21 protein-coding genes are annotated in these 23,481 nt (G+C 58.4%); 17 read left to right on the top strand and 4 right to left on the bottom strand.

The window, feature by feature from the left end:
- Nucleotides 1-20: 20 nt before the first annotated feature.
- Nucleotides 21-2,144: a NosR/NirI family protein gene (locus QUE89_RS14960; protein ID WP_286222918.1), complete on the bottom strand. Its 2,124-nt coding sequence runs from the start codon at nt 2,142-2,144 to the stop codon at nt 21-23.
- A gap of 224 nt (nt 2,145-2,368) precedes the next feature.
- Between QUE89_RS14960 and pqqA the strand changes: the two genes are divergently transcribed.
- The 11 genes from pqqA (at nt 2,369) to QUE89_RS14905 (ending at nt 12,744) form a co-directional block, all read left to right on the top strand.
- Entirely contained in the window at nt 2,369-2,440 is a 72-nt protein-coding gene (pqqA, locus tag QUE89_RS14955) for a pyrroloquinoline quinone precursor peptide PqqA (protein ID WP_007153157.1), read from the top strand.
- Between the two features lie 53 nt (nt 2,441-2,493).
- Nucleotides 2,494-3,423: a pyrroloquinoline quinone biosynthesis protein PqqB gene (pqqB, locus tag QUE89_RS14950; protein ID WP_286220841.1), complete on the top strand. Its 930-nt coding sequence runs from the start codon at nt 2,494-2,496 to the stop codon at nt 3,421-3,423.
- The gene (gene pqqC, locus QUE89_RS14945) at nt 3,420-4,175 is read left to right on the top strand and encodes a pyrroloquinoline-quinone synthase PqqC (protein ID WP_286220840.1); all 756 of its coding nucleotides are present in this window, start codon (nt 3,420-3,422) and stop codon (nt 4,173-4,175) included. The genes pqqB and pqqC overlap by 4 nt, the downstream gene beginning before the upstream one ends.
- Nucleotides 4,172-4,450: a pyrroloquinoline quinone biosynthesis peptide chaperone PqqD gene (gene pqqD / locus QUE89_RS14940; RefSeq protein ID WP_286222913.1), complete on the top strand. Its 279-nt coding sequence runs from the start codon at nt 4,172-4,174 to the stop codon at nt 4,448-4,450. The genes pqqC and pqqD overlap by 4 nt, the downstream gene beginning before the upstream one ends.
- On the top strand, nt 4,441-5,595 hold the full coding sequence (gene pqqE, locus QUE89_RS14935) for a pyrroloquinoline quinone biosynthesis protein PqqE (protein WP_434784077.1): 1,155 nt from the start codon (nt 4,441-4,443) through the stop codon (nt 5,593-5,595). Before pqqD ends, pqqE begins: the two co-directional genes overlap by 10 nt.
- Entirely contained in the window at nt 5,561-7,459 is a 1,899-nt protein-coding gene (locus QUE89_RS14930) for a S9 family peptidase (protein WP_286220838.1), read from the top strand. The genes pqqE and QUE89_RS14930 overlap by 35 nt, the downstream gene beginning before the upstream one ends.
- A gap of 57 nt (nt 7,460-7,516) precedes the next feature.
- Entirely contained in the window at nt 7,517-8,680 is a 1,164-nt protein-coding gene (gene ercA, locus QUE89_RS14925) for an alcohol dehydrogenase-like regulatory protein ErcA (protein WP_286220837.1), read from the top strand.
- On the top strand, nt 8,664-10,412 hold the full coding sequence (locus QUE89_RS14920; RefSeq protein ID WP_286220836.1) for a PAS domain-containing hybrid sensor histidine kinase/response regulator: 1,749 nt from the start codon (nt 8,664-8,666) through the stop codon (nt 10,410-10,412). Before ercA ends, QUE89_RS14920 begins: the two co-directional genes overlap by 17 nt.
- A gap of 66 nt (nt 10,413-10,478) precedes the next feature.
- Nucleotides 10,479-10,760, top strand: coding sequence for a hypothetical protein (locus QUE89_RS14915; protein ID WP_286220835.1), 282 nt, complete (start codon nt 10,479-10,481; stop codon nt 10,758-10,760).
- Between the two features lie 66 nt (nt 10,761-10,826).
- Nucleotides 10,827-12,203 (top strand): class II fumarate hydratase, encoded by a 1,377-nt coding sequence (locus QUE89_RS14910; RefSeq protein ID WP_286220834.1) that lies wholly within the window; start codon nt 10,827-10,829, stop codon nt 12,201-12,203.
- Between the two features lie 58 nt (nt 12,204-12,261).
- Nucleotides 12,262-12,744 (top strand): CDP-archaeol synthase, encoded by a 483-nt coding sequence (locus QUE89_RS14905; RefSeq protein ID WP_286220833.1) that lies wholly within the window; start codon nt 12,262-12,264, stop codon nt 12,742-12,744.
- Nucleotides 12,745-12,784: 40 nt separating this feature from the next.
- On the opposite strand, the gene QUE89_RS14900 is transcribed toward QUE89_RS14905, so the two are convergent.
- Complete coding sequence (locus QUE89_RS14900; RefSeq protein ID WP_286220832.1) at nt 12,785-13,756, bottom strand: metallophosphoesterase; 972 nt, start codon at nt 13,754-13,756, stop codon at nt 12,785-12,787.
- Between the two features lie 219 nt (nt 13,757-13,975).
- Between QUE89_RS14900 and msrA the strand changes: the two genes are divergently transcribed.
- Genes msrA through QUE89_RS14885 form a run of 3 tightly spaced genes read left to right on the top strand, consistent with a single transcriptional unit; the run spans nt 13,976 to nt 15,855 of the window.
- Nucleotides 13,976-14,641, top strand: a complete 666-nt coding sequence (gene msrA / locus QUE89_RS14895) for a peptide-methionine (S)-S-oxide reductase MsrA (RefSeq protein WP_286220831.1) — start codon at nt 13,976-13,978, stop codon at nt 14,639-14,641.
- Nucleotides 14,642-14,651: 10 nt separating this feature from the next.
- Nucleotides 14,652-15,077 carry a peptide-methionine (R)-S-oxide reductase MsrB gene (msrB, locus tag QUE89_RS14890; RefSeq protein ID WP_286220830.1) on the top strand — a complete coding sequence of 142 codons (426 nt, stop codon included), beginning with the start codon at nt 14,652-14,654 and terminating at the stop codon, nt 15,075-15,077.
- A gap of 13 nt (nt 15,078-15,090) precedes the next feature.
- Nucleotides 15,091-15,855: a lysophospholipid acyltransferase family protein gene (locus tag QUE89_RS14885; protein ID WP_286220829.1), complete on the top strand. Its 765-nt coding sequence runs from the start codon at nt 15,091-15,093 to the stop codon at nt 15,853-15,855.
- Between the two features lie 38 nt (nt 15,856-15,893).
- On the opposite strand, the gene QUE89_RS14880 is transcribed toward QUE89_RS14885, so the two are convergent.
- Entirely contained in the window at nt 15,894-16,880 is a 987-nt protein-coding gene (locus tag QUE89_RS14880) for a calcium/sodium antiporter (RefSeq protein WP_286220828.1), read from the bottom strand.
- A 9-nt stretch (nt 16,881-16,889) separates the two neighbouring features.
- Nucleotides 16,890-18,140, bottom strand: coding sequence for a sodium:proton antiporter NhaD (nhaD, locus tag QUE89_RS14875; protein ID WP_286220827.1), 1,251 nt, complete (start codon nt 18,138-18,140; stop codon nt 16,890-16,892).
- Between the two features lie 329 nt (nt 18,141-18,469).
- On the opposite strand from nhaD, the gene mqo reads away from it, so the two are divergent.
- The 3 genes from mqo to QUE89_RS14860 all read left to right on the top strand — a co-directional run bounded on the left by mqo (nt 18,470) and on the right by QUE89_RS14860 (nt 23,418).
- Entirely contained in the window at nt 18,470-19,951 is a 1,482-nt protein-coding gene (gene mqo / locus QUE89_RS14870; protein WP_286220826.1) for a malate dehydrogenase (quinone), read from the top strand.
- A gap of 155 nt (nt 19,952-20,106) precedes the next feature.
- Nucleotides 20,107-21,339 carry an ATP-grasp domain-containing protein gene (locus tag QUE89_RS14865; protein ID WP_286220825.1) on the top strand — a complete coding sequence of 411 codons (1,233 nt, stop codon included), beginning with the start codon at nt 20,107-20,109 and terminating at the stop codon, nt 21,337-21,339.
- Nucleotides 21,340-21,393: 54 nt separating this feature from the next.
- A complete protein-coding gene (locus QUE89_RS14860; RefSeq protein WP_286220824.1) occupies nt 21,394-23,418 on the top strand; it encodes a hypothetical protein in 2,025 nt (674 codons plus the stop codon).
- Nucleotides 23,419-23,481: the final 63 nt, after the last annotated feature.

The following is a 23,481-nucleotide window of genomic DNA, read 5'->3' as shown; positions in this document are numbered from 1 at the left end:
CCCGGGGCCTTTTTTGTGCCTCAGGCAGAAGCATCCGTGGCCAGGATCTGGGCTTGTTTCTGTTGCCTGAGCTGTTGTTTCCCTCTAACGATGCTGTCTACGCATTGAGTCTCGTCGCGAAGGATTACCACACACTCGAGGCACTGAATGCACTCGTCGTAGTCTATCTGGCCATCTTTGCGAATGGCATTGATGCCGCATTCGTTTTTGCAGTGCTGGCACGGCGAACCACAGCGGTCGATTCGGTCTAGCCAACTGAACAGCCGGAATCGGCCCAGCACAGCCAGGCCAGCGCCGAGCGGGCACAGGTAGCGACAATAAAATTTGTGTATAAACATGCCGATCATCAGCAGGCCAACGGCATAGGCGACAAATGGCCAGTACCGCCAGAAAACCAACGTGATACTGGTTTTGAACGGTTCTACCTCTGCCAGCTGTTCGGCCAGGGTCAGCGAGAAGAAGGCCGTGCCTACCAATCCCAGAAGGATAGGGTATTTGATTAAAATCAGGCGCCGGTGCCACCGTTCCGGCACGCGAATCTGGCGAAAACGAAGTTTCTGACCCAACCACGCGGCCATTTCTTGCAATGCACCGAACGGGCAAAGCCAACCGCAAAACAAGCCTCGGCCCCAGACGAACAACGTAACGAAGGTATAGGTCCAGAGAATGAAAATGACCGGGTCGAGCAGGAAAACGTCCAGAGTGAAACCGTCCCAAAGGGCAAGCAGCAGGGTGTAGATATTCACCACTGATAGCTGGCCCTGGGCGTAAAACCCAATAAAGAAAACCGTGAACAGCAGAAAGCCCCAGCGAAATTGGCGCACCAGTTCAGGGTGCCGGCTGAGCGTTTTCTGTCTTGCGAAAAAAACGGTCAATACGATCAGACTGGTGACCAGAAGTGCAATCTGCCACCAGCGCTCCTGCCAGAGTCCCATCCATACCGGCTGCCGCCTGGATTCCGGTGTCTCAGCGATTTCTACGGTTTCGAACAGGTCGCCGGAAAATTGCACGGGTAGTTTGAAGCTGGCGGAATCCGACACCAGATGGTTTCGGGCCAACTCGACATGCAACTTCAGGCTGGCTTCCGCCCCTGGGTTGAACCCAGCATTGCCGCCAACCCGAAACAGGTTAACGGCATCAAACTGGGGCACCCCCTCGGTCTGGAGTGCCAAGTTCTGATCCAGCCAGTTCAGATCCCGCATCTCCACCGAAAGATTGTTTTGGGTTAGTCCAATCCGATCCGGAGAGCTGCCCGGGGTGAAATCACCACCAACATGCGGATGGACGCCGTGGGACGCCACCAGAAGAACCTGGTCATTGCTGCCGAGGCGGCTCATGAGCCGCTTGTAGCCCTCGTTGCCCAGAAGGTTGCGTCCGACCATGGGGGAATTCATATAGGCAAAGAATAACTCGGAGAAGGCAGCACCGTGGGTTGGTTCCATGTTGACGGGATAGTCGGACAGCGGCCGGCCCAATTGCTGTTCAACGTCGTCTGCGCTGATACGTGCGTGGCCAATAAAACCCCGATCGATTAGCGCTTGCCATCCCAGAGGTTCGAAGAAGTCGGGCCTGGCCTGGGTTGGGGTAGTCTGGGCAAAAGCTTCCAGCTTCTGGCGGGCAACCTTAAGGGCAGAAGACAGCACGGTGTCGTTGATGATGAGCACGGATACCGTGGCCTTGCTGACGCCGTCGAAGTACACCACGTCGCCGTCCGAGGTTTTACCTTGCTTGCCGGCGTATGACGATTGCACCACGATCTGCTCCCGCAGGGAGCGACCTTCATACTGGTCGACAAACTCAAACAAGGGCTCTTCCCCGAGACCGTGGAGAAAGACCGGTTCGTGATGATGCAGCACTTCGACTCCGGTAAATCGACCCTGGGTGTCCAGTCCGATCATCATCCGGATAGGTTTGCCGGCGAACCCCTGAAGCCGACTCAGATCGGTGGACTCGTAGGCGTAGCCCAGCAGCTCCTGCAATTGATAGACCGGATAGACGGGGACATCGGACAGTTTCTCCTCAATGGTAGTAGCAGAGGGAAACAGGGAGCGAATCAGGTCGCGTCGGCTATCGGTAAGTTCAGCCCCGGACACCCCCGGGAACAGTAAAAGAAGGAACAGCAAGGGTGCGAGTCGCCTGGCCATCATGGAACTCCTGAAAGTTATTATTTTGCTTGTTCCATGCTACGGGGCGGGTGTCAGGTCTCAATGCGACCTCAGAGCCAGGACGGTGCTACTTTGTGGTGTAGTAAAACGGTTCTAAAGTACCATGTTGGCCTAAAGCCTCTGTCGCTACATTGAAAGCGTGTAGTCGGTCACTCCGGTGATCACACTCAATGCGCTAACAATCATGACAAGAGGTGAGCATTATGTGGACTAAACCCGCTTACGAAGACCTGCGGATCGGCTTTGAAGTCACTATGTACTTCGCCAACCGCTGAGTGAGAACCGGCCGGCGCAATTGCGCCGGTGTTTCTCTCAGTGGATACTTCCCATGCAGGTTCGAGTGCTTGGTTCCGCCGCAGGCGGAGGGTTCCCCCAGTGGAACTGTAATTGTCGCAACTGTGCCGGGTTCCGAAACGGTACCCTGAACGCGCAGGCCCGCACCCAGTCCTCTATTGCCATCAGTGAGGATGGTAAGCACTGGATTCTCATCAACGCCTCACCAGACATTCGTGCCCAGCTGGCGGCTTTCCCTGCCATGCAGCCAGGTCGCGCTCTCAGGGACACCGGCATCAACGCCATTGTTCTGATGGACAGCCAAGTTGACCACACCACCGGCTTGCTGTCGTTACGCGAGGGTCTGCCGCTCGATGTCTGGTGCACCCGACAGGTTCATGACGACCTCAGCTCCGGCTTTCCCTTGTTCCTCATGCTCGGTCACTGGAACGGCGGCTTAAACTGGCGATCCATTGAAGCCTCGGAGCAACAGGCGTTCACCATTCCCTGTGCGCCTTCGATTGAGCTCACAGCGATTCCGTTGCTGAGCAACGCGCCGCCTTATTCGCCGAGACGGGACAACCCTCATCCGGGTGACAACATCGGCCTATTCCTGAGGGACACTCGCACAGGCACCCGGGTGCTCTACGCGCCGGGCCTTGGTAAGCCGGATCAGCGCCTGTTGGCCTGGATGCGTATTGCCGATGTTCTGTTGGTTGACGGTACTGTCTGGCACGACGATGAAATGATTCGCCAGGAGGTCGGCACCAAGACTGGGCAGGCTATGGGGCACCTGGCTCAAAGCGGCGCGGGTGGCATGATTGACGTGCTGGGTACAATGCTGGCCAGTCGTAAGATCCTGATTCACATCAACAACACCAATCCGATTCTGGACGAGGATTCGCCGGAGCGTGCTGAACTGAGTCGGCACGGTATTGAGGTCGCCTGGGACGGGATGCACATCGATTTGTCGGGGCCGCTATGAACGCTGACACCATTGCCGCAATGAGCCGGTCTGAATTTGAGCAGGCCCTGCGCGCCAAGGGCCAGTTTTACCATATACACCACCCCTACCATAAAGCCATGTATGCCGGGCAATGCACGCCCGAGCAGATCCGCGGCTGGGTGGCGAATCGGTACTACTACCAGATCCAGATTCCTCAGAAAGACGCCGCCATCATGGCGAACTGCCCAGATCCTTCGGTGCGTCGGCTGTGGTTGCAGCGGATTCTTGATCATGACGGCCACGATGGCGATGCCGGTGGTATCGAGGCCTGGCTCAACTTGGCGGAGGCAGTGGGGCTGACCCGGGAAGAAGTGATAGACGAACGCCACGTCTTACCGGGGGTACGGTTTGCAGTAGATGCCTATCGCAACTTTGCTCGCCAGGCCAGCTGGCAGGAAGCCGCATGTTCGTCACTGACCGAACTGTTTGCGCCGGAAATTCACCAGTCCCGGTTGGCCAGCTGGCCGCAATACTATCCCTGGATTGATCCTGCTGGCTATGGCTATTTCCGCAAGCGGCTGTCGGAAGCCCGTCGCGACGTGGAACACGGCCTGACCATCACCCTCGATTTCTTCGTCACTGGGGTTCAGCAGAACCGGGCCCTCGAAATTCTCCAGTTCAAGTTGGATATCTTATGGTCTATGTTGGATGCGCTGACTATGTCTTACCTGCACCAGACGCCCCCGTTTCACACCGTAACCGACCAAGCGGTATGGCATCGCGGTCTGTGAACGAGGGTGCTGCAAGCAGGATCCCCGGTTTGCGCCGGGGCTTCCGGTTCCAGTGGGAGCCGGTCCAGAATTGTCATGTGCTGCTCTATCCCGAGGGTATGGTAAAGCTCAACGACAGTGCGGGCGCCATACTCGAAAAGGTGGATGGGCAACGGAACGTGGAACTCATTGTGGCCTCGCTTGAGCTGAAGTTTCCGGACGAAAGCAACCTCGGCGCCGATGTTCTTGATTTCCTGAAAGATGCCGTTCAGCGGCACTGGATCGAATGGCTATGACCGCCGCAAACGGAACCGGTACCAGTACTCAGGTTGGCCCTCCGTTGTGGTTGCTGGCGGAGCTAACCTACCGGTGCCCGTTGCAGTGCCCGTACTGTTCCAATCCCCTGGACTTTGCCCGGAGCGAGCAGGAGTTGAGCACCGAGCAGTGGTTCAGTGTGCTGCGTCAGGGCCGGGAGATGGGCGCTGCCCAGCTCGGCTTTTCCGGCGGAGAACCGCTGGTACGATCGGATCTGCCGGAGCTGATTGCGGAGGCCCGGCACCTGGGCTACTACACCAATCTGATCACCTCGGGTCTGGGGCTGACCGACGCCAAGGTCGATGCCTTTGCGAAGGCCGGCCTGGATCACATCCAAATCAGTTTTCAGGCATCTGATCCAGAGCTGAATAATGCTGTGGCAGGCTCCCGCAAGGCGTTTGAGCAGAAATTGGCTATGGCTGAAGCGGTAAAAGCGGCCGGCTATCCGATGGTGCTGAACTTCGTTATTCACCGGCACAACATTCATCAGATGCAGGATATTCTCGATCTGTGCGAACGCCTGGGGGCGGACTATGTCGAGTTAGCCACCTGCCAGTACTACGGCTGGGCATTCAGGAACCGGGAGGGGTTGATGCCTTCCCTTGCCCAGTTAACCAAGGCGGAGGCAGAGGTGAACGAAGCTCGGGAGCGGCTGCAGGCCAGTAGCTCTGCAATGAAGCTGATTTTTGTTACCCCGGATTACTACGAAGAGCGGCCGAAGGCTTGCATGAACGGATGGGGCAGCCTGTTTTTGACCGTGGCACCCGATGGCACAGCATTACCGTGTCACAGTGCCCGGCTGCTGCCGATTGATTTTCCGAAGGTGCAAGGTACTAGCCTCAAGGAAATCTGGTACGACAGCCCGGGGTTCAATCATTACAGGGGTGATATCTGGATGCCTGAGCCCTGTCGGTCCTGTGATGAGAAAGACAAGGATTTTGGAGGCTGTCGCTGCCAAGCCTACCTGCTAACCGGCAATGCCGATAACGCCGATCCGGTGTGCAGTAAAGCCGCTCATCACGATCGAATTCTCGCGGCGCGCCGCGCCGCGGACCATGCCACGGCCGGGCTCGACGATCTGGTATACCGCAATGTTAAGAACTCCCGACTGTTTTTCCGTAGCTGAGACCTCCCGCAGACTGCCCGAGTTATCTTCGGAGGCTCCGCTCAGCGCCTATGAGGTTTGCGCCGGTCATGCCCAGCGCATGGAATTGGTCTCTTCCGAGGCCGGGCTTTTCTGGCTGGAAGAGCCGGCAGGTCACCATGGCAAGGTGCTCATGGTTTGCTCTGAAGCCGATGACTGTAGGCGCTTACTGGAAACAGGAGCACTTGGCAGTCGCCTCAATGGTTACGGCGGTGGTTCGCTGGCAGCATTGGATGATCGGGTGGTGGTTGTCAGCGACAGGCAGAGGCTGATTTCGGTTAAACCGGACGATGCAGTGGCCAAGGTATTGGTGGATGAGCCTGAGTGTGAGTGGGGTGGGCTGACGGCGGATCCTGCGCGAAACCGGGTGCTTGCAGTTCGAGAGGCTAGTGGCGCGCAACAATTGGTGGCGGTTGGTGACAATGGTGTTTGGCAATGCCTGCACGAGGGTGAGGATTTTTACGGCGCCCCCGCGTTGTCGCCGGATGGCTGGCGTATCGCCTGGATTAGCTGGCAGCTACCGGACATGCCCTGGCATCAGAGCAAACTCTGGATCGGGGAGCTTGATCGGGCGGGAAACGTGCGCAATCTGCGATGCTGCGTGCCGCCTGCCGAGGGCTCCATCCAGCAGCCATTGTTTAGCGGAGACGCGCTGTGGGTGCTGTCTGATCATGCCGGCTGGTGGCAGCCCTGGCAGGTGCAGGCCCAGGGGCGTGACGTTATTTGGCACGAGCTTTCGGCGCCGGAACTGGACCACGCCAATGCTCCCTGGCAACTCAGTGAACATCATCACTGCGTTCTGGCGGACGGTCACTGGGCCCGGGTTCAGTACCGTGCCGGTACCGGCGAGCTGTGGCTGAGCACTCTGACGGGCGGTGAAACCCGGGTTGCTTGCGAGTTCAGCGACTTTCGGAGTCTTAGCAGGCGGCATGGCCGTTTGTGTTGCATTGCCCGCTCGGCCAGCCGGCTGGATAGCATCATCGAGGTTGATCCCTACAGTTGCGAGACTCGAGTTTTAGCCGGCGGTGAGCCCCCTATACCCGGACGGCAGGTTGCTGTTCCCGAAACGTTTATCATCCCGCCGCAGGCCTCTGCGGAGTTTCCCGTGCAGGGCTTTGTGTACTTACCGGTCGGTCCGGCTTCCGACGCGCCGCCTTTGATCCTGATGGCCCATGGCGGGCCGACCTCCGCGGTATATCCGGTCTACAACGCCCAGATTCAGTACTGGTGCCAACGGGGCTTTGCGGTAGCTGAGGTGAACTACCGGGGTAGCAGCGGCTTTGGGCGAGAATTCCGGCAGGCTCTCGCCGGTCGCTGGGGAGAAATTGATGTGCAGGACATGCGGCGTGCGGCCGCATACCTGGTCGCCCAAGGCTATGCCGATGGGGGGCGGTTGTATATTCAGGGCCGAAGTTCAGGCGGTTACACCGCGCTGATGGCGTTGCTGGACGACAACTGTTTTAAAAGAGGTGCCAGTCTATTCGGTGTGACCGATCCACTGCGGCTGAGGCATATGACCCACCGCTTTGAGTCCGGGTATCTGGATTGGTTGTTGGGACATCCGGACGAATATCCCGAACGCTGGCAAGCTCGTACACCTTTGCACCATGCAAGTAGGATCCGAATGCCTGTCATCCTGTTTCAGGGTGGTTTGGACCCGGTCGTCGTCCCTGCCCAGACTCGGGCGATGGTGGACTCCATGACAGCCGCTGGCAATCCTCCGGAGTTGCACTGGTTTGAGGATGAAGGTCATGGCTTTCGCCAGCGCTGCAATCAGGCCAATATGCTGGAATGGCTGCACAGCTTTTACCGGCGCCCTAGCGGAAAGCCCAATGATTGGGTTTGAAACTTGAGTTAGACTGTCGGTTACTCCTATAACAACAACCGATAGAGCGTAGCCTTCATGAGTCACGACATTTCGGCCTTGCGGAAATTTGTGTCACCGGAAATTGTTTTCGGTGCCGGGTCACGACGTTCGGTCGCCAACTTTGCTAGTAATTTTGGCGCCCGCCATGTTTTGCTGGTGTCAGATCCGGGTGTTGCCGCAGCGGGCTGGGTTGGGCAGATCGTGACCCTGCTGACGGAGGCCGGTATTCGATCAACCCTCTTCACCGGCGTGTCACCCAATCCGAAAGTCGATGAAGTGATGGCGGGAGCTGAGCTATACAAGTCCAGCGACTGTGACGTTATCGTGGCGATTGGCGGCGGCAGTCCAATGGATTGCGCCAAGGGGATTGGCATCGTAGCGACTCACGGTCGCCACATCCTTGAGTTCGAGGGGGTGGACACCATCAGCAACCCATCGCCGCCGCTGATCCTTATTCCCACGACCGCCGGAACCTCCGCAGACGTCTCCCAATTTGCCATTATTTCCGACCCCAATCGCCGCTTCAAATTTTCCATCATCAGCAAGGCCGTGGTGCCGGACGTATCCCTGATTGATCCCGAAGTGACCGAGACCATGGATGCCTATCTGACCGCTTGCACCGGTGTTGATGCGCTGGTGCATGCGATCGAGGCATTTGTTTCCACCGGTAGCGGGCCATTGACTGACACCCACGCGCTGGAAGCAATCCGGCTGATCAACCGTAACCTTGAACCCCTGGTGAGTAACACCGCCGATGCCTACCTGCGTGAGCAGATCATGCTGGCCTCAATGCAGGCCGGGTTGGCATTCTCCAACGCCATCCTGGGTGCGGTGCACGCCATGTCGCACAGCCTGGGCGGTTATTTGGATTTGCCCCACGGCCTGTGCAATGCCCTGCTGCTGGAACATGTGGTGGCGTATAACTATCGCTCGGCCGAGGACCGTTTCCGGTTAGTGGCGGAGGCGATGAATATTGATACCCGGGGCATGAGTCATCGAGACATCAAGAAACGTCTCATGGCGCGGATTATTGAGCTGAAAAAACAGGTTGGGCTGGAAGCCCGGCTGGCCCAACTGGGTGTTAGCACTTCTGATATTCCCTACCTTTCGGGATACGCTCTGCAGGACCCCTGCATTCTCACCAATCCGCGAAAATCCTCGTTGCGGGACGTTCAGGTCGTCTATGAAGAAGCCCTCTGATCAACCGGACAGCGGCTATGGAATCGGCGATCTACTGGGGCTGGGCAGTCAGTCTGTCCGCAAGAACTATTACCCTGCGCTGCAGGATCGCATCGAAGAACTCGAGCAAGAACGAAACCGGTACAAATGGCTGTTCGAGAATGCCCTTCATGGCATCTTCCAGGCCAATCTACGGGGAGGTTTTCTCGCCTGTAATCCGGCCATGGCCCGCATCTGTGGGTACGACAGCCCAGAGCAGCTTAGTCAGAAGGTTATCCGGTTGCGGGAACAATTGTTCTGCAAGGCCGCCGAGTTCGATCATATCCGCCAGGAATTGCTGGACCAGGGCAGTCTGAGTGCCCGCGAAACCATGCTACAGCGGGCCGATCATACGCCCGTTCCTGTGGCCATAACCCTGTTGCGCCGTCCGGACCTGGGTCCGGAAGTGGTGGAGGCTTTTGTGGCGGATATCACCGAGCGGTTTCAGGCCCGACAGAAACTGGAGCAGTTGAACCAGAACCTGGAACGCAGGGTTCAAGAGCGCACCCAGGCACTGCAGAGTGCTAACGTCGGCCTGCATCATCAGATTGAAGAGCGGGAGCGGGTGGAGGAAGAGCTGATGGTGGCCGTTGATGCGGCGAAAGAGGCGAACCGGAGCAAAGACAAATATCTGGCCGCTGCCAGCCATGATTTGATGCAACCACTTAACGCTGCTCGGCTGATGATTTCTGCTCTGCAGGATCAGCCGTTACCTGCTGGCCAGAGCCGCACAGTGCATCAGATTCACCGGGCTCTGGAAGGGGCTGAAGAACTGCTTTCGGATCTGCTGGACATCTCCAAGCTGGATCAGCAGGCAATGTTGCCGGACTTGGTGCCCACCGATTTGCAGACCCTGTTGAAGGGATTGGGCGAGGAGTTTGAAGCTGTCGCTGCCAATGCCGGGCTGGCGTTTCGGTCCCGCCTGATTCCCCTGACGGTAAGCACTGACGCAAGAATGCTGACTCGAATAGTCCGCAACCTGCTGAGCAATGCTTTCCGGTACACCCGGGCAGGCGGCGTAGTGCTCGCTGTGCGACGGCACCAGGGCAGTGTCCAGATCCAGATCTGCGATACCGGAGTGGGCATTGAGGAAGGTAAACTTGAGGAGATTTTCACCGAGTTTCACCAGCTACTGCCGAAAGGTGCGGGCGGACGCCAGGGCGTTGGTCTGGGGTTGGCAATTGTTGATCGGATGGTTCGAATTCTCGGCTATCAGATCAGCGTGTCGTCTCGCCCTGGAAGAGGATCGCGCTTCGTTGTGACCTTGCCTTCGGAGTCCGAGGTTCAAAGCGCCCATGAAACTACGTGGAGCGCTTTTACGACCGCATTTGACAGTCTCGCAGACGCTTGTATCCTGGTTATCGATAACGATTCCGCGGTTCTGGAGAGTATGGCCTTGCTGTTGCGCGGCTGGGGTTGTCAGGTGGTAGCTGTCGCCAGCGCGGAAGAGGCGATTGAGATACTGGCGGAAGAAATCGTGCCGCACGTTGTTCTGGCGGACTTTCATCTTGATGACGATCGTACCGGTTGCGAGGCTGCTGCCCTGGTGCGTCAAGCACTTGGGCACACGGTGCCTGCCGCGGTGATCACCGCTGACCAGAGTGATGAAACCCGACGCATGTTGCGCGAACAGCAGCTACCAATGCTCAATAAACCGGTTAAACCGAATCGCCTCAGAGCGCTGCTCACCAGTCTGTTATTTCCACCGGTCTGAGCCTTCAGGCTTTGCAGCAGGGTCTACACTTACCTCATCAGTGCTGAGGAGAGGAGGATCCGCCTAATGAGCAATGCTGAATCCGGATTGAACAACCACGAAGTCACCATCTGCCTGGCGGGTGGCGCCGTTCTGGGGCCGTTTAATGCAACCTGGAGCAAGAACGAAGGCGGCGACGTGCGGGAGCTGGTGCGCGAGTACGATGCTTTCCTGCAGGGCGAGCAACAGCAGCGGTTCAAGTTCCATCTGCACGACACCTACACCAATACCGTACACACCCTGATCTTGAATTTTGAACAGGTCACTGGCATCTGTGATCACGTGCGGCTGCGATCGAATGCCCACTGATACGGAGTAAGCCGGCGACCGTAAACGCTTGTGATTGCACGTGGAAATGGACGAACGGGAGGCAAAATGAGCGAACATCGAACGGAAACAGACAGCCTGGGTGATATCAAGGTACCGGCACAGGCGCTTTGGGGCGCCCAGACCCAGCGCGCAATCGAGAATTTCCCGGTCAGTGGCCAGCCACTGCCGCACACGTTCATCGCCGCGGTGGCCCAGATCAAGCGGGCGGCCGCCGAGGCCAACACCAGCCTGGGCTTGCTGGATGCCACCCGCCGCGACGCCATTGCTGAGGCCTGTGAACGGATACTGGACGGTGAGGTTGACGATCAGTTCCCGATCGACCGTTATCAGACCGGTTCCGGCACCAGCACTAACATGAACGTCAACGAGGTAATTGCTGCCCTTTGCAAAAAAGGTGTGGTGGATGTGCACCCCAACGATCACGTCAATATGAGCCAGAGTTCCAACGACGTGATACCTACGGCCATTCATGTCAGTGCGGTGGTGGCAGTGAAGGAGCGACTGATCCCGGCTCTGAGCCACCTCGAAGGTGTCATCTATGAGCGCGAGTCGCTGTTCTCAAACCAGGTAAAGACTGGCCGTACCCACCTGATGGATGCCATGCCGGTTACTCTGGGCCAGGAGCTGCGCACCTGGCGGGAGCAGTTGGTGGCATCCCAGACTCGGGTGGAGCAGGCAGCCAATGAATTACTGTCAGTGCCCCAGGGCGGCACTGCCGTGGGTACCGGTGTTAATGCGGCACCGGAGTTTGCCGAGCAGTTCGTCAAGTTCCTGCAGCACAACACCGGTTATGGCTTCAGTGCCATGGAGCATAAGTTTGTTGGTCAGAGCGCGATCGACGGCCCGGTGGCGTTGTCGTCCCAGTTGCGAGGCGCCGCCATTGTACTGATTAAGATCGCCAACGATCTGCGCTGGATGAACAGCGGTCCGATTCATGGCTTGGCCGAAATCAGCCTGCCGGCGCTGCAACCGGGCAGCAGCATTATGCCTGGTAAGGTCAATCCGGTGATTCCCGAGTCCGTTGCCATGGTAGGTACCCAGGTGATGGGGCTCGACAGCGCCGTGGCGATGGCCGGGCAGTCGGGAAATTTTCAGCTCAATGTGATGTTGCCGCTGGTGGCAGGTAACCTCCTCGACATGGTGGAACTGTTGAGCAATGCCGCGAAGCTGCTGGCGGATAAGGCGATCAAAGATTTCACAGTGAACACCGAGACCCTGAATGAGGGGGTTGGTCGCAATCCAGTACTGGTCACTGCGCTGAATCCGGAGATCGGCTACAGCCTGGCTGCCGACATCGCCAAGGAAGCCTATCGCGATGGGCGTCCGGTGATTGACGTGGCGGAGGAGCGCAGCGGTTTGAGTCGCCAACGACTGGAGCAATTGCTGGATCCGCTGAAACTGACCCGCGGCGGCCTGGCCTGAGGGAGAAATGCTCCACGGGCTAGTCCGTGGAGCCTGGCAGACAAAGGAGTAGAAGTACTTGCTGCTATCACTGGTGCTGTTCGTGATGCTGGTGCTGGCCAACGGTATGCCGGTGGTGGTTGCGCGTATTCTGAAACGGCGGTGGGCCGCGCCGGTGGATGGCGGGAGGCTGTGGTCGGACGGGCGCCCTATCCTTGGCCCGAGCAAAACCTGGCGGGGATTGATCTCAGGAGTGGCGTGCTGCGCCCTGTTTTCGTCAGTGATCGGGCTTGGCCTGATGTTCGGGCTATTGTTCGGGATACTGGCATTGTGGGGCGATTTGCTCAGTAGCTTTTATAAACGCCGCATGGGTATGGCATCAAGTGCCCGGGCTCTTGGCCTGGACCAGGTGCCGGAGTCGGCGTTGCCGATGGTGCTGGCGGTGTTCTGGCTGCCAATCGGCTGGTGGAGCGCGGCTTTAATCGTCGTGCTGTTCACGCTGTCCAACATCCTGTTGTCGCCGCTGTTGTACCGCCTGGGTATCCGGCGCCATCCCCACTGATTGGTGTCCCCTTCTTAGCCTACGGAGGACCACGCTTCGCCTACTGAGGACCACGGGTGAGGGTGTGGATGGTCACCTCCGGCGGGCAGTTCAGTCTGACATTGACCACCGAGGTTCCCGATCCCGGCGAGGTATAGCCCTGCATGCCGTTGGCCTGCCAGAAGCCCCGTCCGAGGTGGCGCGGGCAGTCGGAATCCAGGGTGACCGGAATGCCGCCGGGCAGGCAGATCTGTCCACCGTGGGTGTGGCCGCACAAAAACACATCGTAGCCGGCGTGCGCAGCCTCACGCCAAATTTCCGGGGTGTGGCTGAGCAGAACGCTGACCCCGTCGATGGGGATATCATCGCCGGCCCGGTGTAGGTTGTGCACTTTGTAGTAGTGCGCGTCATCAACACCGGCCAGATAGATTTTTTCGCCCTTGTGCTCCACCGGCAGCATCTCATTCATCAGCAGCACGTAGCCCATGTCCTCCAGGCCTGGCACCATGCGGATGCTGTCGTGATTGCCCAGAACCGCGTAGGCTTCGCCGCGAATGGCATCCCGTAATCGGGACATGCCGTCCAGGGCCCCGTCCACCGGGCCCCAGGTAAGCTTGCGATAATCACCGGTAAGCACGCATAGATCGTATTCCAGGGGCTCAATCTTCTTGAGCACAGCCTGCAGGTTGGCCTCGTCCATATCGACGTGAAGATCGGTCAGGTGCAGGATGCGAAAGCCTTCGAAGGCGGCTGGCAAGGTGGGCAGGATGAAACGATTGTGCGCGGTGTCCAGTCGGCGGCTGTTGGCTTGTCCGCGCCGGAACAGGAAAGCCAGTTTCAGGCAGAAACTGATCAGGCCGGGCGCTGCGGTAACATTTTCCAGATGAAAGCTGGAACCCTGGCCGAACACCTGGGCCTCGTATTCCCGCTCGATTCCCAACCGCTGGCGCGCATGCACAGGGCCGAGCCGGAGACTCAGTCGGTACTCCAGAAGTTCGTCCTGGTTTTTCGGTGTCCGAGCCCTTGCCGTCATGTCTCTGTCCTTGATATGCCGAACGGGCGATTGTCAGATCGCGATGTGGCAAACCCTGCTTGTCAGTATGGTTGCCTGCGGCACGGATGCAACCAAAACCCGGCAATGTTCATGTTTGTAAAAAAGCACTGGGCCGTTGGCAAATCGCCAGCGTAACAGCCACAATTCAGGGCATTACATGTGCCTTACCCACACCCAAATTTGAGAGTTGAGGACGCCATGGTCAATTCCTGTGATATCCCCGGGCTGAATGTGCCCCGAAGCCGTTTTCCTGATCCCGAGCAGGATCTCCCCCAAACTGCCGACGAAGCGCGGCTGGTCCTGGCCGGCGGTTGCTTCTGGTGCGTCGAGGCGGTGTTTAAGGCCATGGACGGTGTCACCGAAGTGAAATCCGGGTATTCCGGCGGCAGCGCCGAAACCGCCACTTATGAGGCTACTTGCAGTGGTACCACCGGTCACGCCGAGGTTGTGGATATCCACTACACGCCGTCAAAAGTCAGTTTTGGCGAGCTGCTTAAGGTATTCTTTTCGGTCGCACACGATCCGACCCAGCTTAACCGCCAGGGCAACGATCGGGGGACTCAGTACCGTTCCGCCATCTTTTACGAGACGCCGGAGCAGAGGCAGGTGGCCGAGGCTTACATTCGTCAGCTCGGCGCCGCTGGCGTGTACCCCGATCCGATCGTAACGACACTGGAGCCGCTTGAGGCGTTTTACCCTGCCGAGGCTTACCATCAGAACTTTGCGGCCCGGAACCCCTACCAGCCATACATCATGGCGGTAGCCGCACCGAAGATGGAAAAGTTGGTGAGCAACTACGGCGATCGCCTGAAACCGGAATATTCCGACGACGGCTCCGGCCCTTCTGACGACAACACGGCCTGAGGAGGCATACATGGGCGTTTCTGCAGCAGGATATGACCTGACACCGCTGACACCAGCGGAAGTTGAAGAAAAAGCCGCCGATCTGACACCTGAAGAGCGCAAGGTGCTGCTGGACCATGGCACTGAGCATCCGTTCTGCGGAACTCTGCTGGATAATAAAAAAGCGGGCGCTTATTACTGCCGCCTGTGTGATCTGCCGCTGTTCAGCTCGGACTCGAAATTCGATTCCGGAACGGGATGGCCGAGCTTTTTCCAGCCATTCGATCCCGAGCACATCCGCTATCTGGAAGACACCAGCATGGGCATGGCCCGTACTGAAATCCGCTGCCCGCGTTGCGACAGCCACTTGGGGCACGTATTCCCGGATGGCCCGCCACCGACCGGCAAGCGCTACTGCCTGAACTCTGTTGCCATGGTATTCCAGGAAAACCAGTAACGGCGCAGCATCGATGATTCGATTGAAACTGAACCCACTGACCGAGTCGGCAACCCTGCTGAGACGGGTCGGTGTGGTTCTCGGTAGCGTCGGGCTGACTGCACTCTACTCCCTGCTTATTCTGCTGCGCGCCCTGTACGGGCGCTTGCATCGTCAGATTGTCGATCAGTATTGCCGGGAGTGGTCAGCGGCCCTGCTCAGGCTGGTACGTGCCAGTTTAACCGTGCGCGGTCACGTCCCGGATTTCGGTGACGGCCGGCGCTACATCATCATGTGTACCCACGCCAGCCACTACGACATTCCCGCCAGCTTTGTCTCGCTGCCGGGCTCCATTCGAATGCTCGCTAAAAAAGAACTGTTCAAGATCCCGCTGTTGGGCCAGGCCATGCAGGCGGCAGAATTTCCGTCAGTGGACCGGTCCAATCGCGAGAGGGCGGTAAAGGATCTGGAGCACGCCCGCGCCATGATGGAGAGCGGGATTGTGTTGTGGGCCGCACCCGAGGGCACCCGCTCGCCGGATGGTAAGCTGTTGCCGTTCAAGAAAGGCTGTTTCCATCTGGCGCTGGATACCGAAGCGGTGATCGTGCCGGTGGCCATTCGCGGCATCCATCAGGTGCTGCCGGCCCGGAGTTGGCAGATCAATCTGGGGCAACCGGTGGACGTGCGTGTGGGTCAGCCGCTGGAAACCGCGGGCAAGACCAAGGCGGAGCTGGAAGAGGTAATGGCCGAGGTTCGGCTCAGGCTGGAAGAACTGCTGGGAGACGGCGAGGCCGAATGAGTCGGTCCCGCCTGGGTTCTCGGGTTAGGGATGACCGGTCAGGCCCCGGACGCAGCCACCACGGTCGAGAACAGATAGCCGGTGTAAGCAACGTAGACCAGCAACAGCACCGAACCTTCGCCCCGGGTAATGAGCTTGCGTTTGCCGGTGATGCCGTAATAACCCATCAGCAACAGCCCCATCGTCAATGCCAGCATCAGGGTCCAGTCCCGGTATAGCACCTCCGGATCGACTTTCAGGGGTTCGATTACGGCGGCCAGGCCAACGACTGCCAGGGTATTGAAAATACCGGAGCCAAGGATGTTGCCCAGAATGAGGTCGTGCTCGTTCTTTTTGATCGCGGCCATGGCAGAGGCCAGTTCCGGTAGTGAGGTGCCGATGGCCACAATGGTCAGGCCAATCACCAGATCGCTGACGCCCAGGGCCTGGGCAATGGTGACTGCACCCCAGACCAGCAGCCGTGAACTTACCACCAGCAGAATCAGGCCTACCACCACCCAGATCACGGCGGTTTTCAGGGGCATGGGGTGGGCAATCATCTCGGCGTCGGTGTCGCCGCCCAGTGGATCTTCCTTGCCCTGAAGCCCCTGGTAAATGGACCAGCCCATCACACCGGCAAACACCGCCAGCAGAACCCAACCGTCCAGCCGCGTCAGCTGGCCGTCTATCAACTGTGCACCGGCAATCAGGGTCAGTACCAGCAGCAGTGGCAGTTCCTTGCGGATGACCTGGGAATGCACAGCAATAGGCGCGATGACGGCGGTCAGGCCGACGATCAGGGCGATGTTGGTGATGTTAGAGCCGTAACCGTTACCCAGGGCCAACCCCGGGTTGCCGTCTGCCGCCGCCATCGCCGACACGGCCAGTTCCGGTGCCGAGGTGCCAAAGCCGATAATCACCATCCCGATCAGCAGCGTGGGCATGCCCAGATGTTTGGCGGTCGCCGCGGCGCCTTCGACAAACTTGTCGGCGCTCCAGACCAGCAGGATCAAACCGGCGACGATTGCGCCCATTGCCATTAGCATAGAAAAACCTCAGTTAATAAAACGTCCGAGCATGAACACACCGGCATAACCCAGGGTGTAGGCGGCCAGAAGGTGCGCAAGATACCGCATGTAGGCCCCAAAGGTCAGCCCCGGAATCTTGGTCATGGCGACAATACCGGCCGCCGAGCCGATGATCAGCAGCGAACCGCCCACGCCCACGGCGTAGGTCAGGCCCATCCACTCGCCCGGCGTCATCCCGATACCCGACTTCAAGAGCGCGGCCGTCAGCGGCACGTTGTCGATTACCGCCGAGAAGATGCCCATCAGGTAATTGGCGTATAGCGGTGGAAGCACATCGTAGATGGCAACCAGGGAGTCGAGCGCGTGAATTTCCTTGAGCATGCCCACCAGAAGCAGAATGCCGAGGAAGAACAGCAGTGTTTCAAACTCGATGATACGGATGTACTCGAGAATCGGGTCCATGTCGGAGTCGTTACTCATGAACCGGGAAATCAGAAACATGACCGACAGCCCGAACAGGAAGGTCAGCACCGGCGGAACCCCGTACAGGGCATTGCCGGCGATGGTGCACAGGATTGTTAACAGGAACAGCGCACTGATTACCGCGTCCACCGGGCGGATTTCGTTCCTGGTAGCACGCAGGGTGACGGTTCCGGTCAGCCCCCGGGACAGGAACACCGCCAGCACAAACACGGTGATGGAGGCCGGGATGGCGAGTGTCAGCAGGGTGAGTATTTCCACCTTGTCAGCAAGAAATATCATCAGCGTGGTAACGTCGCCGGTGATCAGGGAGACGCCGCCGGAGTTGACTGCGAACACCACCAGCGTGACGAACTGCAGGCGTTTTTTCAGCTCCAGGTCAAGCGACAGGATGAGTGAGCATGAGACTAACGTAGCGGTGATATTGTCTGCCAAAGAGGAGAAGATAAAACAGAACAGTCCGGTCAAAAATAACAGCTTCCGCTCGCTGACCTGCTTCGGCATGATCAGATAGATCAGGTTTTCGATCATCCCTTTCTTGTTCAGGTAGGCGACGAATGTCATGGCCGCGACCAGGAACAGCCAAAGACCCGCAATCTCGGCAATACTCTCGGCTAAACCGGTCGAAATCGCGGAAGTCTCACCCTCGCTTTCGCTCGTAAGAAATAGAAGAATCCAGCTCAGGGTGCCAAAAAATAGCGTCACCTTGGCTTTGTTGACGTGCGTAACTTCTTCGAAAATAACGCCGAGCAACGCGAGAACAGCAAGACCGATCAGAACAGCTTCTAGGGCAGGCATGGCACGTCCCGTTTCGATACTGAGGTATACAGGCCGCCGTTGGCCTTAACCGTCGTGTTTGAGGCCGGAGTTTAGACCCTCGGCCGGGAGCGAGCCACTGCCCTTAGGTAGTAAATGGCGGTGGCGTCAGCAAGGCCAAAGGCCTGTGCGAAGTGCATCGAATGACAATCGCAATTTATTCTTCCCGAAAAAATCGGGATAATTGCGCCACGTTTATATCCGGAAGCACACAGCGGCGCCTTTTACCAAGTGCCCGGTCGGCTTTCGACAGGCTTTCCTGCTGATCGTGGGAGAGTACACAGGCTCAATACTAGTTAGGGTATAAAGCAATGGCCGTTAGACAGGCAGACGTAGTGCTGGTCGGCGGTGGCGTCATGAGCGCCACCCTCGGCATGATGCTCAGGCAGCTCGATCCGTCCCTGGACATCGTCATGGTGGAGCGTCTTGATCACGTTGCCCATGAGAGCACGGACGGATGGAACAACGCAGGTACCGGGCATGCCGGGTACTGCGAGCTGAACTACACCCCGGAAACCGACGACGGCGATGTGTCCATCGATCGGGCTCTCAAGATCAACGCCCAGTTCGAAGTATCGCTGCAGTTCTGGTCGTATCTGGTGGAGCAGGGCATGCTGCCCGATCCCCAAACCTTCATCAATCGCACCCCGCACCAGAGCTTTGTCTGGGGCGAGAAGGATGTGGCCTTCCTGAAGCGCCGGTTCGAGCGCTTGAGTGCCCATCATCTGTTCCGGGAGATGGAGTACACCGAGTCCCCGGACGATCTGGAAGAGTGGATGCCTCTGGTGGTCAAGCACCGGGATCCGATGGAGCGGGTTGCCGCCACCCGGATCAAGCACGGTGCCGATGTCGACTTCGGGTCTCTGACCCGGAGTATGGTGGAATACCTGCAAAGCCAGCCCAACTTCGAGCTGATGCTGAGCAGTCCGGTGCACTACATCGACCAGCGTGATAACGGCCGCTGGAAAGTGCGGGTACGGAATCAGAAAACCGGCGAACTGACCAAGCTGGAAGCTGGTTTCGTCTTCCTGGGTGCCGGCGGTGGTGCACTGCCGATGCTACAGAAATCCGGTATTGAAGAGGCGCGCGGTTACGGCGGCTTTCCGGTCAGTGGCCAGTGGCTGGTGTGCCGCAAACCGGACATCGTTGAGCAACATCACTCCAAGGTGTACGGCAAGGCGCCGATCGGTGCACCGCCCATGTCGGTTCCGCACCTGGATACCCGAATTATTAACGGCGAACCGGCTCTGCTGTTCGGGCCCTTTGCCGGTTTCACCACCCGTTTCCTGAAGCAGGGCTCGTTGTTTGATCTGTTCGGCTCGGTCAAGCCCACCAACCTGCGCCCGATGCTGTCGGTGAGCAAGAGCAACATGGACCTGACCCGCTACCTGATTGGCGAAGTGTTCCAGTCCCACGGCGATCGGGTTGCCTCGCTGCGCAATTTCTTCCCGGAGGCCCGTGAGGAAGACTGGGAGCTGAAAATGGCGGGCCAACGCGTGCAGATCATCAAGCAGGTTGATGGCGGCGGTGGCAAGCTGGAATTTGGTACCGAAATCGTGGCGGCGAAAGACGGCACACTGGCGGCTTTGCTGGGCGCCTCACCGGGTGCGTCCACCGCGGCCAACGCCATGCTGACGGTACTGGAGCGTTGCTTCCCGGAGAGCCTGAAGACGGAAGAATGGCAAGGGCGGATGCGCCAGTTGGTTCCATCCTATGGCGAGTCGCTGGTCGAAGATGAGCAATTACTGACCAAAGTGCGTGAGAGAACGCTTACGACCTTAAAACTGGGCTGATATACCCAAACAGTATTAAAACCGCTCAGACACTGGGGCCGCTGGAATACAAACCAGCGGCCCCTTTGTTTTTGTGTGCTTCACCGGTGGTCTGATTTGCGATTTCCCAAGTAAAGCGTAGTGTTAGAGAACACCCCACGCAAAGGAGAGAGCCTATGAGCGAGCAAAAGTACAATCCGGATAAGGGGTATATTGCACTCCTCGGTTGGAGTTTGAATGCCATTGAGGCCGCGGACAAGTTTGACCGACGCTACGTGGTTGTCGCTCCGGACTGGGCTGAGGCTTATTGCAAAGAGCACGATATCCCCTACGTGCCCTGGAATTTCGAACGCTTGAACGATCGCTCCGTCGAAATTGCCCAGACTCTGAAAGAGATGGGCGTAGACGTGTCCATCCCACTGTTTGAGGAAACCGTCGAATGGGCGGGTGCGATCAACTCCGTACTCATGGACAAGCCCAAGTTGTTTGGTCAGGCCATGCTTCTGCGTGACAAGGCCCTGATGAAGCGCCGCGCCCAACTTGGTGGTATCCGAGTGGGTATCTTCGAAGAGGCGCACGACAAGGGCGACGTCATTCGTTTCCTGAAGCGGGTCAACCAGACCCTGCTCAAACTGGACGGTGACCCCAACGACCCGATTCACCTCAAAGCCTTCGATAAGGCGGGTTGCCTTGGCCACCGGGTTATTCGTACCCCCGATGAAGTCGACACCATTCCGGAAGAAGAATTTCCGGTGTTGATGGAATCGCACCTTGATGGCTGGGAATTTGCGGTTGAGGCCTGGATTCACAACGGCAAGATCGCGTTCCTGAACATCTCCGAGTACGTCACCCTGGGTTACTCCGTGTTCGTACCGGCGACACCGGACCTTGAGAAATACCGTGACCAGATCCGGGGCGAAATCGAGAAGCTGATCAAGACCTTCGACATCGATTTTGGCTTCATTCACCCGGAATATTTCGTGACCAGCGACAGCACCATGTACTTTGGCGAGGTGGCTTATCGTCCACCGGGGTTCAAAGTTTTTGAGTTGCTTGAGCGCGCCTATGGCTTCAACGCCTACCAGGGGTTGATCATGACCTTCGATCCGAAGACCACGGCCGAGGAAGTCAAAGCGTTCTTCCCGAAAGAAGTGGTCGATGCCAAGGGTTATGCAGGTTGCTTTGGTGTTTACCCGCGTCGCCGGGTGGTCAGCAAGCTGGAGATTCCCGAGGAGACCGAAAACCACGAGTATTTCGAGTCGCACGAGCTGACGCCGCCGCTGGAAGAAACCGTGACCAAGCGGACTGCCTTCGGCACCCACTGGGGTCTGGTGTACTTCTTCGGTGACGATCCCTACACCATGCGGGATCTGCTGAAACATCAGGAAGAACTCGATTTCTATGTATAATCCGGAGAAGCATTAACTACAAACGGGTTTGGTGCAGGCCCTGAGGAACGTCGTTTGAACGATCACCAACCGGGCAGCGCAGTGCCAGTCGTCAATTTTGACAAACTGGTGCAAAAACTGGATGACGCAATCCAGGTACTGGAGGAAAGCCGGCCTTTTGCCAAGGCCGGCAAACTCCCGCGCGTGTTCGATATTGCCCGTCGGGTATTGATGCAGCCGGAAGGCTGCCGAGTTATCGAAGAGCGCGCGGAGCGTCTGGAATTGGCGGGCGTTTACCTGGGCACTGACTGGGCCGAACCCGGCATTCTTCTCCCTACTCTCACAACGCATTCGCTGCAGAGCCAGAACGCCGACACGGTGGTTATCGAGGCTTTCAGCGAACTGCGTTTGCTGGCGGTTGCCAGGGGCTTTTACCTGCATCCGTCGGTCTCCGCCGAACAGGCTCACCACTACCTCACGCAAGTGTTGGCCATTAATCTTGGCCTGCTGTTTGGTATGGTCGGCGAAGCGGAGCGAGAGCAGGGTAAGTTGTCGCAGATCAGCCAATCGGTGGTGCAGTACGTTGCCCACCACATTGGCTACGAACATGTGATCGATAGTCTGATCGAGGAAATCTGGCGCATTCTTCAACAGCGTCCGATCCAGGTTTCCGACGTGCGTAAAATGATCACCCAGATCGCCATCTGTCGGGCCGATCCCCACGCTGACCTGGGCGGGGCCGGCCGGGGTGCCGATCGATTAATTTCCAGTCTCTGGGGGCCAACTCGCGCCTGCAGCGAGGATCCGGGGACCGTCGTATACGAGCAGCGCCTGGAGTCCATGGATGCCCAGGCCTTGCAGAATGAGGCCACGGGCTTTGCTCGTGCTATGCACGACACCGGTCTGGTGTCGCCTTACCACGCCAGCTTCGTTCGCTTCATCCTGGACGACCAGGACGCCCTGCTGACCGAAGCCCTGGGCTTGTCGAGCACCGGGCGGGATTGCCTGCTGTGTTATCGGGAGCTGGTATGCACGCTGATTCGCGAGGGCGTGTATCCGGAAACCGCCCAGGGCCTTTACGGTCTGGCGTTGATGCTGGAGCGGGGTATTCTGTACCAGCCTCCGGTCGCGCCGGCGCTGTGGCGCCAGGCTCGATTGTCGCTGTGCCCGGACGCCCGCGAGCGCTTGCAATTGGCGTACGGCTACCACCCTCAGCCGGGTGCCTGGCTGGTGCAGGGCGTATTGAACATGCTCGGTCAGCCGTTGGGTGTAGGGCAGGGCAACAACCCGACCTGCCAATCGGCACGGGCGCTGTCCATGTGGGCCTACAACGATCCGGACTATCTGTTGCAGATGGTGGCCTGGGCCGCGCGGGATAACGAAATCATCATGCACTTCGAAGGCAAACCGGTGTCCTCGGCGCACAGTCGTGGTGGTGTTGCCTCTGAGGTGACGCTGGATCTCGATCCGGTGTCGCTGGTGGTGGTGCCGCACCTGGACCGAATCTACGCTGAAATGGGACGTATGGTGGGCGGCCGGGAGGGCGATCCGCACCGGTGGGTAAACCCTGAATTCCATGGCTGGTCCGCCGGCCGGGGCTTCGCCATCAACGTGGACGTGGCCACCGGTAAGCTCGATGACCTCGAGGGCTTCATCCGGCACTTCTACGCCAGCTACCACCCCTACTACAACGGCAATCAGCCGCTGATTCACCCCCAGCCCGCCGGTGTGGCTGTGACCGACAGTGCCGCACGTTTTATCGGCTGGCACGCCATCACCATTCTGCGGGTGGCACTGGACCCGGAAGGCCTGATGCGGGTCTATTTCTTTAACCCCAATAACGACAGTGGTCAGAACTGGGGTGACGAAGTGCGTGTTAGTACTGCCGGTTGTGGTGAGCGATTTGGCGAGTCGTCGCTGCCGTTTGAGCAGTTCACGTCCCGGCTGTATATCTTCCATTACGATCCGCTGGAGCGGGGCGAACCTGCAGATGTCGGCGACGACGAACTGCAGCGGGTGGTTGCCGGGGTTCACCGCAGCTGGGGCGAAGATCGGTTGCCTGCCGATGCTCTGCAGGCGCAGCCGCCGCTGACTCAGTAATTTGTGCGCCTCCTGTGCACTTCCCAGGCATTCTCCACGTACGTCATAGATTAAGGCTGTGAC

The organism is Marinobacter sp. LA51, from assembly GCF_030297175.1.
GTDB classification, from domain to species: Bacteria; Pseudomonadota; Gammaproteobacteria; order Pseudomonadales; family Oleiphilaceae; genus Marinobacter; species Marinobacter apostichopi.
This window is presented reverse-complemented; position numbering and strand designations above follow the sequence as displayed.